The sequence below is a fragment of the Spirosoma humi genome, assembly GCF_054776575.1.
The window spans coordinates 1392602-1407204 of sequence record NZ_BAAHBR010000008.1; the positions used below are offsets into that span (position 1 = coordinate 1392602).

Genomic DNA, 14603 nt, shown 5'->3' on the forward strand with positions numbered 1-14603 from the left:
TTCGTTTTGATTTGTCGGGTCGAAGCGCCGTAAAGCAAAAAAGTCGGATGATTACATGCGTATTGTTAAGCGGGTATTCGCCAACTTTGTCTACTCAAGATTAATTAAACTGGCTCTATGCATCACCAGATTCACGACCGGCGGGGGTTTCTCCGGAAAAGTGCGTTGGCTACACTGACAACCCTGGTTGGCACGCACATCGTTTTTGCCGATCATATACCACCCTTTTACACACCCCTGGGGTTCGATTACGACCCGCTCAAGGAGAAAAGCCCCGACATGAAAGTGCTGGGGGATAAACCCTGGAATGTGGAGTCGCCTATTCATTTGTTGGACGACGCGGTTACGCCTGTCGAAAAAATGTTTATTCGGAACAACGGCCTGATTCCTACAGAACCGATTAATCCTGAAACCTGGACGTTGACCATAAAAGGTGAGTCGGTAAAAGCGACGAAAACGTATACGCTCAATGATCTGAAAAAACGATTCAAGCCCTACACCTATCAGCTTGTGCTCGAATGCGGAGGCAATGGCCGGTCGGGGTTTGAGCCGCAAACGACGGGTAACCCCTGGGATCAGGGTGCCGTTAGCTGCGCCGAATGGACCGGCGTGCGGCTAAAGGATATCCTGGCTGATGTAGGGCTGAAAGAAGATGCTGTTTACATTGGTTATTACGGTAAAGATCCACACTTGAGCCAGGACCCCACCAAAGTGGCCATCTCTCGGGGCGTACCCATGAAGAAAGCCCTCGAAAACGAAACCCTTGTTGCCTGGGCACTGAATGGGAAAGATATTCCACCGGCTCATGGATATCCGCTCCGGTTGGTGATTGGGGGCTGGCCAGCATCGGTGTCGGGTAAATGGCTGCACACGATCGCCGTACGGGATAAAATACACGATGGGGCCAAAATGGAAGGGCACAGTTATAAGATGCCCATTCGACCCGTCCAGCCCGGTGAAAAAATTCCGGAGACACCCGAAAACTTCCGTATCATCGAGTCGATGCCGGTCAAGTCGCTGATTACATACCCAAAAACGGGGGCGCTGGTCGATTCGAAGAAGCCTCTCGCCTTACGCGGACATGCCTGGGCGGGTGATCGAACGGTTAGTGACGTGCATATGTCAATTGATTATGGCGCTACCTGGCAGAAAAGTAAACTACAGCCACCCAAAAACCGACTTGCCTGGCAACACTGGTCAACCGAACTGACGTTCCCTCAACCGGGTTATTATGAGGTATGGGTGCGGGCCACGGATAGCGATGGTGTTGCACAGCCGGTGGTTATTCCGCAATGGAACCCGGGTGGTTATCTGAACAATGCCTGCCACCGAATTGCCGTAAAAGCGAGCTAATACGTTTACTTACCAGATGTCTATACTGGGTTGAAAGCCAGTGTAGATCTAACGATGGATAACCCATGAAGCAGATAAGCGCTTTTTTTCTGATCGGTGTCCTGGTAACGGGCCTGGCAAGTTTTCGGAATATTTCCATTAGCCAGAAGCCGCCGGTTTTCAGGTCCCCGGCATCGACTGCCGATACGGTAAAAATTGATGCTGAATCGGGAATGATCAACGACCCTAACCTGATGATGGTCAAAGCGCAATGTACGGCCTGTCATTCGTCCAAGCTTATTTTGCAGCATCGCTTTACCCGGGCTGGTTGGGTAGAGCGCATTCGCTGGATGCAGAAATACCACAAACTCTGGGATTTGGGCGAGTCTGAGAAGGTAGTTCTGGACTATCTAGAAAAACATTATGGACCCCAAAACGCAGCGAACGTTAGTACGTTTCGGCGTCAACCCTTAAAAGCGGTTGAATGGTATAAACTGCCGCAGTAGCTCACCGGACGGTAGCGTGTGGCTTCTGTATTAGTTTGCCTGATCCTGAAAGGTAAAGCCCACTTTTTTGCCGGAAATACGCTCCAACAAGGGCCGCAAGAGCTGATTGGCATTTTGTCGGGTCTGATTCAGAATGCCGCCGTTCAGAGCCGATTGTTTAACCTGATGCTCGGCCTTTCGGTAGGCATCGCTCACCAGTTGCGATTCATTCAGAAACGAGAAGTGGGTGTCGTAAACCCGCGAGCGGTCGTGGTTGATTTTCCAGCCGCAGAGTTCTGGTTTGGGTAATTGGATCGTTATTGAATCATCGGTGGTCGTAATGTTGTCCAGGTTGATCCGAGTAAGGTCAAGACAACCCGTGGCTTCTCCTTCCACAATCAGAACGGCGTTTGCATTGGGCAAAAACGTGTTGACCTGCTCGTGTTCAACGATGTCTTTGAAGGTGTAACGCACTAGCTCCAGCTTACCTAGGGCCTTAATTTCTGTCAGCACAATGCTTTGTGTCGTGGTGTCGCCCCGCCGGAAACGGCTCAGTATTGTATTCCCACGAATCTGCTCCCAAATGGCGATCAGGCCCGCTACGAGTACGGCAATCAGGAACAGGCGGAATAAGGCATTGATAAGTCGGGACATGGTGTATCGGCAGGCGTGTAGTGCGTCGGAGAAACCGTATAAAAAGTAAAACTCCTGAATCGGTATCGGTTCAGGAGTTTCAATAACGGAAATCTGTATGAATTAATACGTATGTTTCTGTTCTTCGACGGGTTGTTTTTCCAGATCAAACAGATCGTTCAGCACATCGATAAGCGTTTCCGCTTCACCCCGTTTACAAGCTGCCTTGAGTTGAAGAACGGGCAATTTGATAATCTTTTGCATAATGCCCCGCGTAATCTTCTCTATTTTCTCGGATTCGTTCGGGGTAAGATGCTTCAAATGACGGGCTATTTCGTCGCGACGAATCTGCTCCAGCGCATTCTTTAATTTATTGATCGTGGGTGATACGACCATTTCTTTCGACCAGTCACCGAACTCAGCTACGGCCTGCGTAATGATTGCTTCGACTTTTGGAATGGCTGCCAGGCGTTGATTCAAGGCTTCGTCGGCCCGGTTACGGATATGGTCGATATTATAAACTAAGACACCCGGAATCTGCTCAACGGCCGCATCGACACTGCGAGGTACCGACAAATCAATGAAGTATTTGAATGTCAATACATTTACATCTTTTAGTAATTCAGGCGTGATCAGCGGATCATCGCGCATGATAGACGAAATGATCACATCGGCCTGCCGGATCTCGTCGGTCAGGTTCGAGAAGTCGGCGACACGGAATCCGTACTGGCTGGCCAGCACATCCGCTTTAGCCTGCGTGCGATTGCACAGAGTAATATTCGTTAACTTCCGGGCTTCGAGATTTTTGCAGACGTCGGTTCCAATTTCGCCCAGCCCGATTACCAGGACATTCGGGTTTTGTTTTTCGCCGATCAACTCGTCGATCAGCTCGACAGCCGCGTAGGAAACTGAAGCGGCTCCGTCGCGGAATGGCGTTTCCTGAGCTACCCGTTTGTTAGTGAAGAAAATCGTGTGCATCAGCCGGTGTAAAAATGGCCCGGCCATGTCTAAATCGGCCGACCATTGATACGACTGTTTCACCTGGTTCGGAATCTGCATATCGCCGACGACCTGCGAATGCAAGCCAACGCATACTTCAAACAAGTGCCGGACAGCTTCATCGTGAGCTACGAAAAACTGGAAATAAGGCAAATAGTTATCCGTGTCGGTCAGTCCCTTTTCAATAAGCAGCAGCCGGGCAATATCGGCGTTCAGGTCCTGTTCAAAGGCGTAATAGACCTCGGTACGGTTGCATGTTGAAATAACCAGCAGATCGGTTAACCCAAAAAAGTCCCGTAGCCGAAGCATCAGGCGTTTAGCCTCGTCTTCGTTAAGTGCAATTAGTTCACGTACCTGAAGAGGTGCCGTTTTATGCGATAAACTAATTGTTTTGAAGGTGTCTAACATTATGGTAAATCACGCAAATTGGCTAGTAGCCTTGACAAAATTACGGCTTTATTGCGGTACATGAACATACCCACGGCAATCGAATTTACTATTTAGAATCCGTCCAAATAAATAGCTGAATTCTTCGTTCAATCCTATTCAAATTTGTAACGTAATGACCTGGCTGGTGGTTCGGTTTTACACAATTAAAGCGCTTTTGCCGTTTGATAAAGTAAGGGTAGGGGCAAGCCTGGTCAACGCTGGAAATCAACGAGCTATTTAATTGCCCGATACGCCTATTTTTACACGACCACACGGGCCACTTTCAGGCAATGCTCGTTTCGAGCATTGGTGCAGAAAAGTAGCAGGACACTATGCTGAAGTCATTTGATATTTACAATCAGAATAACATTCTGAAAATTATTGTGGCCCTTAATCTGCTTCTGGTTGGAACGGGCTCCGTACTTTACACCAACCGACTGATCAATAAGCTGGAAGCCCGCGAAGAGCAGTATGTGCAGCTTTATGCGAAAAGTATCGCGTATCTGGTCGATTCGAGTCACGTGGATGCTGGCGATCTAACCTTTGTAACCAGCGAAATTCTGGAAGCCAACAGTACGATTCCGGCTATTTACATAGATCCCGATGGCCAGGTAGCTATGCAGCGAAATATTGAAGTTCCCGCTGAATACACGCCGGAGGAAACCGAAAAGTTTCTGCGTCAGAAAACCATCGAAATGCGTAAAAAACACCCGCCACTGATTGTCGAGATGGGGCATGGTGTTCGGGGGCTTGTGTACTATACTAACTCGAATCTGTTGCGGCAACTAACGTATTTTCCCTATGTCCTCTTAATGATTCTGGCCGCCCTGGGTGTATTGGCTTACCTGGCTTTTAGTTCATCACGACGGGCGGAGCAAAACCGTGTTTGGGTTGGGCTGGCCAAAGAAACCGCGCATCAGTTGGGCACGCCCATGTCGTCATTGATGGCCTGGGTCGAGTACATGCGTTCCGATCCTGATCAGTTTGATGGCTCGATTACCGACGAAATTGAGAAAGATGTTCAACGTTTGGAAACCATCACGTCCCGTTTTTCGAGCATTGGCTCGGTGCCGACGCTGAAAGAAGAGAACGTAAACGACGTTGTTCGACAGTTTACCGATTACCTGGGGAAACGTATTTCAACGAAGGTGAAAATGAGCGTCACCAGTCAGTTGCCACCCAACCAAATGGTGCGAATCAACAAGTTATTGTTTGAATGGGTCATTGAGAACATCTGTAAAAATGCCGTTGATGCCATGAAAGGAGTGGGCGAACTCCGGCTGAATATGGTGCCGTTGCCGCACGAAGAGGTAGCTATCGACATTACGGACACGGGCAAGGGGATTTCCAAAGCCAATATGCAGAAGGTGTTTTCGCCGGGCTTCAGCACCAAAAAGAGAGGATGGGGTCTAGGTCTGACGTTGGCCAAACGTATTGTGGAAGAGTACCACAATGGCCGGCTCTACGTCAAAAGCTCGGAAGTGGGAAAAGGCACGACGTTCCGAATTATTCTGAATAGAAAATAAAAAGTACTGCTGGCTGTAAATGAGTTCAGGCTCATATACAACCAGCAGTACGATGATGATGAGTACGATAGGCTGTTTAGGGGTTTGTGCCCCAGGGAACAGAAATGGTATCGGTTTCGATAACGTTACTGACGTTCAGGGCGCGATCCCGTATTTCTATCTGGTACTTTGTCGGGTAAAATTTATAACTGGAACCATACTGGTAGATCTGATTGAAGTCAAGCGATCCTTCGATAGCTCCTTTGGGCTTGCCTTTTGTTAGATCAGGAATAAAGAGCGCATTGTTGACCGCAAGGGCGACTTCTTCATACACGTTGTTATTCAAACGAAACGTACGGATACGGTAGCTGCCCCAGTTACCGTTCGTAGCGTACTGGAGCGAGTCAGCTTTGGGTAAAGGATAACTGTTGCCGATGTTGCCATCGCCATCCTTGAAACCAATGGTAATCACTACAGAGTCCCGCTTTCCTTTGCCAACACCTTTACCGGCTTCAATGGTGTATTTGAAGATTCCTTTGTAGTCAATAGCAGGCGTGTCGGAGTAATTTGGCTCGTTAAAACACGAAGATAGCGTGAGGGCAATGCCCACTACGAAGAGATACGGTTGAATTAGTTGCCGTCGCATACTGTTGTATTCGTTGTGCAATAAACGCTTTTGTTATTTTGTCTTTCTTATCAACACTCTCCGCCGAGACCGCTGCACGTCGGCAAGTACTTCGGCAACAAATTCTGACGCTCAGCGCTGGCCAGCCTGTACGTGAATCGTTCGATTCACTGGCTTTGGCCGTTTTTCGTTATCAGGCGGTTCATAACCCGGTTTACGCATCGTACCTGCACCACCTGAACGTTTTGCCGGAAAAGATCACGAACATAAGGCAAATACCGTTCATGCCAATCGGTTTCTTCAAAACCCATACGGTTTTAACGGGTATCGATACAGACGCAAAACCAGACCAGCCCGATTCCAGACTAACGTTTGCCAGCAGTGGAACCACCGATCGTAGTGTCGGACCTGTTGTAACCAGCCAGCATGTGGTACCCGATCCGGCACTGTATGACGCCATTAGTATCCGGATTTTCGAGCAGACGTACGGTCCGCTCAGCAATTTCCACATTCTGGCCCTGCTGCCGTCTTATCTTGAACGAAATAACTCCTCGCTCGTGTATATGGTTCAGCGATTTATGGAGCAGACGACGTCAAATCAGTCTGGTTTTTTTCTCCATAATTATACTGAGCTAACCGAACGGCTCAGGCAGCTTTCACAACAGCCCGACCAAAAACAAATTCTGCTGATCGGTGTGACGTTTGGCCTGCTGGACTGGGCCGAGTCGGAGCCCGATCTGACATTTCTTGGCCAATTTGCCAACCTGATTGTTATGGAAACCGGTGGTATGAAAGGTCGCCGGAAAGAGTTGCTCCGCGAAGAAGTGCATGACCTCCTGACCGGGCGATTAGGCGTCAGCAGCGTGCATTCCGAATATGGTATGACGGAACTGCTGTCGCAGGCTTATTCGGCGGGTGAAGGTATTTTCAGGCCGAGTTCAACCTTACGCATACTGCTGCGGGACATAAACGATCCCTTCTTCATTTATCCGGATGATGCTCGCCAGACCGGGTCACGCCAAACCGGTGGCATCAACGTTATCGATCTAGCCAATCTGGATTCGTGCTCATTCATCGAAACCCAGGATCTGGGACAATACGTTGACGAAGAAGAGGGCGTTCTGCCGGGCAGCTTTCGGGTTATCGGTCGCTTCGATAATTCCGATGTAAGGGGATGTAATTTGCTGGTAATTAGTTAATTAATTGTGCATGATAACGTCATTCCTGCCTGATTGTATGGGCTTACGACGTTATCATGCAATTAACTACGCGTATAACTTCACGTCGTCCAGCACAATTTCATCGCCACACATAATGACCAGACGCTCGATCACGTTACGCAATTCGCGCACGTTACCCGACCAGGGCAGCGATTGCAGGTAATGCATGGCATCCGGTGCGATTTCTTTTGCGGGGGCACCGTATTCGGTGGCTATATCGTGAAGAAACTTGTCGGCTAAGAGCGGGATGTCGCTCCGGCGCTCGGTCAGGGGCGGGACGTGGATCATGATAACACTCAGGCGGTGAAATAAGTCTTCCCGGAAATTACCATTGATGATTTCCTGCCGCAGGTCTTTATTGGTAGCTGCAATAACCCGTACATTGACTTTGATTTCCTTATCGCCACCAACGCGCGTAATCTTGCTTTCCTGCAAGGCCCGAAGCACTTTTGCCTGTGCAGACAGGCTCATATCGCCAATTTCGTCCAGAAACAATGTACCGCCGTCGGCTTGTTCAAACTTGCCGACGCGCCGGGCAGCCGCACCCGTAAAGGCACCTTTTTCATGGCCAAACAGTTCACTTTCAATGAGTTCGCTCGGGATGGCCGCGCAGTTTACTTCGATGAGCGGTTGGTTTGCCCGGCTTCCTTTTTCATGGATCTGTTTGGCAACCATCTCTTTACCTGAGCCATTGGCACCCGTTACGAGCACCCGTGCTTCGGTGGCCGCAACCCGATTGATCGTATCTTTAACTTTCTTGATCGATGCGGACTCTCCGACAATCTCGTTCAGCTTATAGATACGTTTTTTGAGTGTCTTGGTTTCCTGAACCAGTTTTGCCCGATCAATGGCGTTGCGCACGGTAATCAGCAGACGGTTCAAATCGGGGGGTTTGGTGATAAAATCGAAGGCTCCGCGCTTAGTTGCTTCCACTGCGTTTTCGACATTACCGTAAGCCGAAATCATAATGATTTGCGTACTCTTTTCGGCTTCGCTGACTTTCATGAGCAATTCCAGCCCATTCAGTTTGGGCATTCTAATGTCGCATAGCGCTACATCGTAGCTGGTGCGCATAATCATGTCCAGTCCTTCTTCGCCGTCTTTTGCTTCGTCAACATCGTAGCCTTCATACTCTAAAATATCGCGTAGAGCCGACCGAATAGGTTTTTCGTCGTCCACGATAATCAGTTTGGCCATACAACTGGAGTAAATTTAAACAATTGGTTGTGAGTAAGTAAAGGTTGCGGTAACGAATCCGGTTATAGCCGGTGAGTTAATCTGATATAGAGTCGTTGATAACTAACAAGTTACTACTAATTCGATAATCAAGTAACGATTCACTACTACTTAGTATAGCCCGAAAATAGGGGATTTTGTATCGGCATCCGTTATCCTGCGTCTGAAATTTGCTAAAATCTCCCTTCTTTTTTACGAAGTGTGGCCACGACATACGTTCAGGCCATTTTTGAATGTACATAAACAAGGAAGCGCCTAAAGGTTGAAGCTGGTAAACATAATTGCTGGCGGATGAGCGGCAAAAGCGGGTCGTTCGGGACAATAAAGAGTCTGAGTGTAGACAAAATAACCACTGGCTTCCCGGTAAGTTGATCACACATGCCCTTATGGGGGCCTCCTATTTCCAATAAATAAAATGCCAATTCAAGAGTTAACTGAACACATAGCCGCTATTTCAGTATAAATTGGAACTCTAATTCAACGTTCTCTGAAACAGATGGCTGTACGTAGGTTACTGATTGGCTTATTAATGGGGCTGGTGCTTCAGACGGCATCGGCGCAGTCACGCCGACGCGCTCAACTGACGGCTCCACAAACGAATGGTCCCGTTCCGGTAGTGGCGGCTCCACAAGCCCGCTTGCTGGAAAGCATGACAATGAATAGTTCATTGATGAACCGGGCTGTTAAGTTTTCCATTTATTTACCTCCCGACTACTATGTGTCCAATCGACGTTACCCGGTCGTTTACCTGCTTCACGGGTATGGCGATAACGAAACGAGCTGGGTTCAGTTTGGTGAGGCCGACCGCCTTGCCGACACGGGTATTAAGTCGGGCGAATTACCGCCCATGATTATCGTTATGCCGAACGGTGGGACAACCTTTTTTGTGAACGATTATCAGAATAAAGTTCGGTACGAGGATATGTTTGTGCAGGAACTGATTCCGCACATCGATTCGTCGTTCCGGACACGGACGCAGCGGGAGTTTCGGGCTATATCCGGTTTGTCGATGGGCGGCTTTGGATCGTTGACGCTGGCCATGCACCATCCTGATTTGTTTGGTTCCTGCGCGGCTCTCAGCGCTGGTATTCGTACCGATGAGGGCTTCATGAACATACCCGACGAACGATATACACTTGTTTTTGCCCCTGTTTTCAGTGGCCCTGCCAAGGGGGAGGAACGACTGACGGTTGCCTGGAAGCGCAATAGCCCCATTACGTTGGCTAAATCGGCTCCGGAAGGGGATCTGTCAAAAATTCGCTGGTACATCGATTGTGGCGACGATGACGCCTTAACCGTGGGGAACTCCGTGTTACACATGGCTTTGCTTGACCGCAAAATTCCGCACGAGTACCGGGTACGCGATGGGGGGCACACCTGGACATACTGGCGCACCGGACTGCCCGATGCGCTCAGGTTTATAGCCGCCAGTTTTCACCAGTAGCGGCCGCTGAAATTGCCGCAGCGGTTAACGCTTTTGGATAGGTACCACGGCTTCTGTTTCTTCCCAGGCTAAAACCATGTCGACACCGTTTGCTGCTGGCCGGAAGGTAATGTAAAATTGTTCGGACATGGGGCTGTGTTTCTGAGAAATGACGGGCACGCGCAGAACGTCCTTGGTCTGGTCGTAGTTGGTGCCCCACTGACCGGTTTCGTCGTTGAAAATAACGATCCAGCCATTTTGCGAAGGAATGGTCCACAACGAATAGTGGCCTTTGTCTAACGGTTGTCCCGCCACGATTACGTTTTGGTCGAAATCAATAACGGTGGCTTCGTTGGCACCGGTGCGCCAGACTTGTCCGTACGGCACCAGGCCGCCAAAAATCTTACGTCCTTTCTTATAGGGCTGGCAATAGTCTACCTTGATTTGCAGGCCGTTCTGATCGATCTGCGCTATGGCTTCGGGGCTACTGGATTTGGTCCAGCTGCGTAAGGTAAAGAAGCCGACGAGAGCTATTGTGGCAATGACACCGAGAATAATAAGGATGCGTTTCATGGACATTCTGTGATTTTGTGCTGACGGATTGCAAGGTATGAAGTTTTTATAACTTGCGAACTTTTGGATAGTTTCTGCCGAATTGTAATGTCTAGTATCGACTATCTCCTTATTTATCCAGACCCTCGCAAGGACGAAACCGAGCCGTCTGGCGGCTATGTAGAAATGCACATTACACATGCTTCGCACGAAGCGGCCCGGAATATTGAAACGGCTGTTTTTTTAGCTAAGAAAGGCTTTCGCGTAAGGTTGATGCCGATTGATGATACACCTAATAAAAAGAATCCAGATGCGTATCTTATTGGAGAACAGATTGTTATTGAGTTCAAACACAACTCAACGCCAACCGCATCAGCAATCGAAAATGAAGTGAGAGACGCCAAGCACCAGGCAGATTATATTCTTTTACATATCAAGAGTTCACTTTCAAAAGAACTCTTGATAAAAGGTTTACGACAACATATTCACCGGGCTATTAATGTAAAGCAGGTGTGGCTTATCTTCAAAGACACCCTATATTTGTTTTCGCCGACTGAGATACGTAATAAGCATATAGAAGATAAAATACAATGAGGTGACACAGTTGCCTGCATCACCTCAAGGTAGGGGTCGAGGCTCTCACCCCAACCGACGCAAATATAAATATTAATGAAACATGAAGCAAATAGTGAATCTTACACCGTCTCTTTCTTCAACTTATCCCGCAACTGGAACAACTCGTCGCGTAGGCGGGCCGCTTCCATAAAGTCGAGATCTTTGGCGGCACGCTCCATTTTCGATTGAGTCTCGTTAATCACTTTCTCCAGATCCCCTTTGCCCATGTAGCGCACTACCGGATCGGCAGCAATCCGGATTTCCTCAGGTTCCACATAGAAATGTTTTGCCTTCGAATCGGCCACTTTGGTCTGACCCATAATGGACTCGCGCGATTTCAAGACGGTCGTTGGCGTAATGCCGTTATCCGTATTGTATTCCAGCTGAATGGCCCGGCGTCGGTTGGTTTCGTCAATGGCTTTCTCCATCGACCCCGTAATGCGGTCAGCATACATAATCACTTTGCCATTTGCGTTACGGGCTGCGCGGCCAATGGTTTGAATCAACGAACGGATGTCGCGCAGAAAGCCTTCTTTGTCGGCATCCATAATGGCGACCAACGACACTTCGGGCAGGTCAAGGCCCTCCCGAAGCAGGTTGACGCCCACAAGCACATCGAAGTTACCCAGCCGTAAATCCCGCAGAATCTCGACCCGCTCCAAAGTTTTTACCTCTGAGTGAATGTAGCGGGTTTTTATACCTACCCGATCCAGGTATTTAGTCAATTCTTCAGCCATGCGTTTGGTCAGCGTGGTGACCAGAACCCGTTCCCCATTTTTGATACGGCTGTCGATGGATTCGAGCAGATCATCGATCTGGTTCAGGCTGGGGCGTACTTCGATTTCGGGATCGAGCAAACCCGTTGGCCGGATGAGTTGTTCGACCACTACGCCCTCGCTTTTCCGAAGTTCATAATCCGACGGCGTAGCCGACACGTAAATGGCCTGACCCGACAAATCCTCAAATTCCTGGAATGTAAGCGGTCGGTTATCCATGGCCGAGGGAAGGCGGAAACCATAATCGACGAGGGCGGTTTTTCGGGAGCGGTCGCCACCCCACATGGCGCGAATTTGCGGAATAGTCGCGTGGCTTTCGTCGATGACCATCAGGTAATCGTCCGGGAAATAGTCGAGCAGACAGAAAGGGCGCTGGCCTGGTTTTCGTTTATCAAAATAGCGCGAATAGTTCTCAATACCAGAGCAATAGCCTAATTCGCGCATCATTTCGAGGTCAAACTCCGTTCGCTCACGGATGCGGGTGGCCTCCTGTTCCCGAAACTCCGATTCAAAATAGCGTACCTGCGCTACCATGTCGTCCTGAATCTGGTACATGGCATCGTTGAGGGTGTCGCGCCCGGTGACGAAAAGATTGGCCGGGAATATGGTCACTATATTTTCGGCCGATATTTTCTTGCCTGTGCCGGGGTCTATGCGCTGAATCGTTTCGATTTCATCGCCAAAGAAAATGACACGATAGGCAAAATCGGCGTAGGCGACATATAGATCGACCGTGTCGCCCTTCACGCGGAAGTTGCCCCGTTGAAATTCACCTTCCGTTCGGCTGTACAGGATGCTGACCAACTGATGTAAAAACTGGTTGCGGCTCATCTGCTGACCGACGCCAATCGTCACCACGTTTCGTTTGAACTCTTCGGGGTTGCCCATACCGTAAATGCACGATACCGACGCCACCACAATCACATCGCGCCGACCACTCATCAGGGCGGAGGTTGCCGCCAGCCGAAGTTTGTCGATTTCTTCGTTGATGGCCAGATCTTTTTCAATGTACGTATTGGTGGTAGCAATAAAGGCTTCCGGCTGGTAATAGTCGTAGTAAGAGATGAAATACTCGACCGCGTTTTCCGGGAAAAATTGTTTGAATTCGCCGTACAGTTGCGCGGCCAGGGTTTTGTTATGGCTTAAAACAAGCGTTGGCCGGTTGGTCTGCGCAATGAGGTTGGCGACTGTGAAGGTCTTTCCGGAGCCGGTTACGCCCAGAAGTACCTGCGCTGGCTCACCCTCGTTTATACCTTTAACCAACTTTTCGATGGCCTTTGGCTGATCGCCGGTTGGTTGAAATTCAGAGGTTAGTTTAAAGTTCATTATTGCCGTTTAGAATCTGGCTAATTTACGCAAAAGCAGGCTGGATAGCAAGAACGGTTTAGAAATTAGCCGCCTGTTTATAGGGGCTGCTCTTATAAACCGTCGATGGAAAAAACGTCCAGTGTTGTTTTTTGAATGTTCCTGACGCGCGCGTAGACGGCTGTTCCGTTGCTGCCTCCCTGGGTATCCGTATTGCCTTCAATCGTCTCGATAACATCTCCGGATACTGCCGTAATCAGGCCCGTATGAAACCAGTCGGTTGGCTGGCCTGCCTTTTGTGTGCTGGCACGAAGTAGAAACAAATCGCCGGTTTGAATCAGTTTGGGATTTTTTCGTAGGGTTTTACTGGAAACAAGCCGGCCATTGTCCTGTCCACTCAGGGCGAGCACATCGCAATTCAATGTGCGGGGCATAATGTCAGTGAAGTTACGCCCAAGGTTCGAGGCTACCTGATCCAGGATGGATTGAACAAAGCCGACGCACCACTTGAAAGGAGATCCATCCAAACCATCGCAGTAACTGCGTACCCAGGGTCCCAGATTTTGGGCATCCTTGGTTCGTAACTCCGCCGAGTGCTGTTTCAGATGCGTTTGCGCAACCTGAACAATGGCCTTGCGAATAGCTGTACCCGCTGGCTTCTGTTGGAAAGCCGTAGCCAGTGGAGCACTTAACTGGCTGAAGAGTTCAGGCGTTACCACGCCCGTTTGGGCTATTTTTAAAAGGGCCTGAAAATTTTGTACGGCTCGCTTGGTAGCTGGGCCAAACTCACTATCGAGACTGGTGGCGAGGGTTGCCTTAGGGTAGCATAAGGCATTGAGGCAGAGCCATTCCTGAATCCGCCGGACGTCTGTCCCGGTGCTTCCTTTCTGGACTGTGGATGTAAAAAGCAACTCTTGTTGAAAGGCAGTTTTTAGCATGCGCGTGAGGTGGTGGCAGATGCAGCCAAAAGAAGCCGACCGGGCTTTCCTACGCATGACACCGTTACGCCCGCTCATGCCCTTCGGGAGTGACTATCCGTTTGTTATGAACCGATTTCAAGCAGTACCGAATAAATTCTGGTGAATTTTCTCTCCGGATACCTTGACCAGAGAAAAAATCTCTTTTACTGGAGAGACTGCAAAGGATCAACTTCATTAAAATTCAGTTGATCTAAATAAGGATCTAGCCGTTTCGATTGTGTAAATGAGCAAATACAGGTCAGTTTGCCACTCGTGGTGTCATAACAGGCTTCGGCAAAAAAGTTGTTGAAGCTATACAACTGACGGGTTCGACAAAAGTCAGAACGTCTGGCCAGGGGTATGCCCCAGAGTTTCAACGCACCCTGTCGAATTAACAAGGGTTGGCGATCGTAAGCTTCTTTTGTAATGTTCATGGGAAGAGAATCGAGAAGGTTAAGAGCGATATTGACGAGTTAATGTGGGTGTTTTAACCAGGCTGATCCGGAATA

At 49.1% G+C, this 14603-nt stretch carries 14 protein-coding genes; 6 read left to right on the forward strand and 8 right to left on the reverse strand.

The genetic code is table 11. The annotated features are described in order from the left end of the window. Window positions 1-117: 117 nt before the first annotated feature. Window positions 118-1353 carry a sulfite oxidase gene (locus ACYU8Y_RS14440; protein WP_460938358.1) on the forward strand — a complete coding sequence of 412 codons (1236 nt, stop codon included), beginning with the start codon at window positions 118-120 and terminating at the stop codon, window positions 1351-1353. A 65-nt stretch (window positions 1354-1418) separates the two neighbouring features. Next, window positions 1419-1838 carry a hypothetical protein gene (locus tag ACYU8Y_RS14445; protein WP_460938360.1) on the forward strand — a complete coding sequence of 140 codons (420 nt, stop codon included), beginning with the start codon at window positions 1419-1421 and terminating at the stop codon, window positions 1836-1838. A gap of 30 nt (window positions 1839-1868) precedes the next feature. Here ACYU8Y_RS14445 and ACYU8Y_RS14450 read toward each other — a convergent pair whose 3' ends face one another. Both ACYU8Y_RS14450 and hemA read right to left on the reverse strand, forming a co-directional pair. After that, window positions 1869-2471 carry a DUF4230 domain-containing protein gene (locus tag ACYU8Y_RS14450; RefSeq protein WP_460938362.1) on the reverse strand — a complete coding sequence of 201 codons (603 nt, stop codon included), beginning with the start codon at window positions 2469-2471 and terminating at the stop codon, window positions 1869-1871. A gap of 102 nt (window positions 2472-2573) precedes the next feature. After that, a complete protein-coding gene (gene hemA / locus ACYU8Y_RS14455; protein WP_460938364.1) occupies window positions 2574-3857 on the reverse strand; it encodes a glutamyl-tRNA reductase in 1284 nt (427 codons plus the stop codon). A 353-nt stretch (window positions 3858-4210) separates the two neighbouring features. On the opposite strand from hemA, the gene ACYU8Y_RS14460 reads away from it, so the two are divergent. After that, entirely contained in the window at window positions 4211-5404 is a 1194-nt protein-coding gene (locus ACYU8Y_RS14460) for a sensor histidine kinase (RefSeq protein WP_460938366.1), read from the forward strand. Window positions 5405-5480: 76 nt separating this feature from the next. On the opposite strand, the gene ACYU8Y_RS14465 is transcribed toward ACYU8Y_RS14460, so the two are convergent. After that, complete coding sequence (locus ACYU8Y_RS14465) at window positions 5481-6029, reverse strand: hypothetical protein (RefSeq protein WP_460938368.1); 549 nt, start codon at window positions 6027-6029, stop codon at window positions 5481-5483. Between the two features lie 38 nt (window positions 6030-6067). Between ACYU8Y_RS14465 and ACYU8Y_RS14470 the strand changes: the two genes are divergently transcribed. Then, window positions 6068-7207 carry a LuxE/PaaK family acyltransferase gene (locus tag ACYU8Y_RS14470; protein WP_460938370.1) on the forward strand — a complete coding sequence of 380 codons (1140 nt, stop codon included), beginning with the start codon at window positions 6068-6070 and terminating at the stop codon, window positions 7205-7207. 66 nt (window positions 7208-7273) lie between these two features. Here ACYU8Y_RS14470 and ACYU8Y_RS14475 read toward each other — a convergent pair whose 3' ends face one another. Continuing rightward, window positions 7274-8425 (reverse strand): sigma-54-dependent transcriptional regulator, encoded by a 1152-nt coding sequence (locus ACYU8Y_RS14475; RefSeq protein WP_460938372.1) that lies wholly within the window; start codon window positions 8423-8425, stop codon window positions 7274-7276. A gap of 535 nt (window positions 8426-8960) precedes the next feature. Here ACYU8Y_RS14475 and ACYU8Y_RS14480 point away from each other — a divergent pair. Beyond that, the gene (locus ACYU8Y_RS14480; RefSeq protein WP_460938374.1) at window positions 8961-9908 is read left to right on the forward strand and encodes an alpha/beta hydrolase; all 948 of its coding nucleotides are present in this window, start codon (window positions 8961-8963) and stop codon (window positions 9906-9908) included. Between the two features lie 24 nt (window positions 9909-9932). Here ACYU8Y_RS14480 and ACYU8Y_RS14485 read toward each other — a convergent pair whose 3' ends face one another. Further along, entirely contained in the window at window positions 9933-10460 is a 528-nt protein-coding gene (locus ACYU8Y_RS14485; protein WP_460938376.1) for a DUF2911 domain-containing protein, read from the reverse strand. A gap of 87 nt (window positions 10461-10547) precedes the next feature. Here ACYU8Y_RS14485 and ACYU8Y_RS14490 point away from each other — a divergent pair, with 87 nt between their 5' ends. Beyond that, window positions 10548-11033 carry a CdiA C-terminal domain-containing protein gene (locus tag ACYU8Y_RS14490; protein WP_460938378.1) on the forward strand — a complete coding sequence of 162 codons (486 nt, stop codon included), beginning with the start codon at window positions 10548-10550 and terminating at the stop codon, window positions 11031-11033. Between the two features lie 101 nt (window positions 11034-11134). Here ACYU8Y_RS14490 and uvrB read toward each other — a convergent pair whose 3' ends face one another. The 3 genes from uvrB to ACYU8Y_RS14505 all read right to left on the reverse strand — a co-directional run bounded on the left by uvrB (window position 11135) and on the right by ACYU8Y_RS14505 (window position 14528). Beyond that, entirely contained in the window at window positions 11135-13156 is a 2022-nt protein-coding gene (gene uvrB / locus ACYU8Y_RS14495) for an excinuclease ABC subunit UvrB (protein ID WP_460938380.1), read from the reverse strand. Window positions 13157-13248: 92 nt separating this feature from the next. Further along, window positions 13249-14073 (reverse strand): peptidoglycan-binding domain-containing protein, encoded by an 825-nt coding sequence (locus ACYU8Y_RS14500; RefSeq protein ID WP_460938382.1) that lies wholly within the window; start codon window positions 14071-14073, stop codon window positions 13249-13251. Between the two features lie 185 nt (window positions 14074-14258). After that, complete coding sequence (locus ACYU8Y_RS14505) at window positions 14259-14528, reverse strand: hypothetical protein (RefSeq protein ID WP_460938384.1); 270 nt, start codon at window positions 14526-14528, stop codon at window positions 14259-14261. Between the last annotated feature and the right edge of the window lie 75 nt (window positions 14529-14603).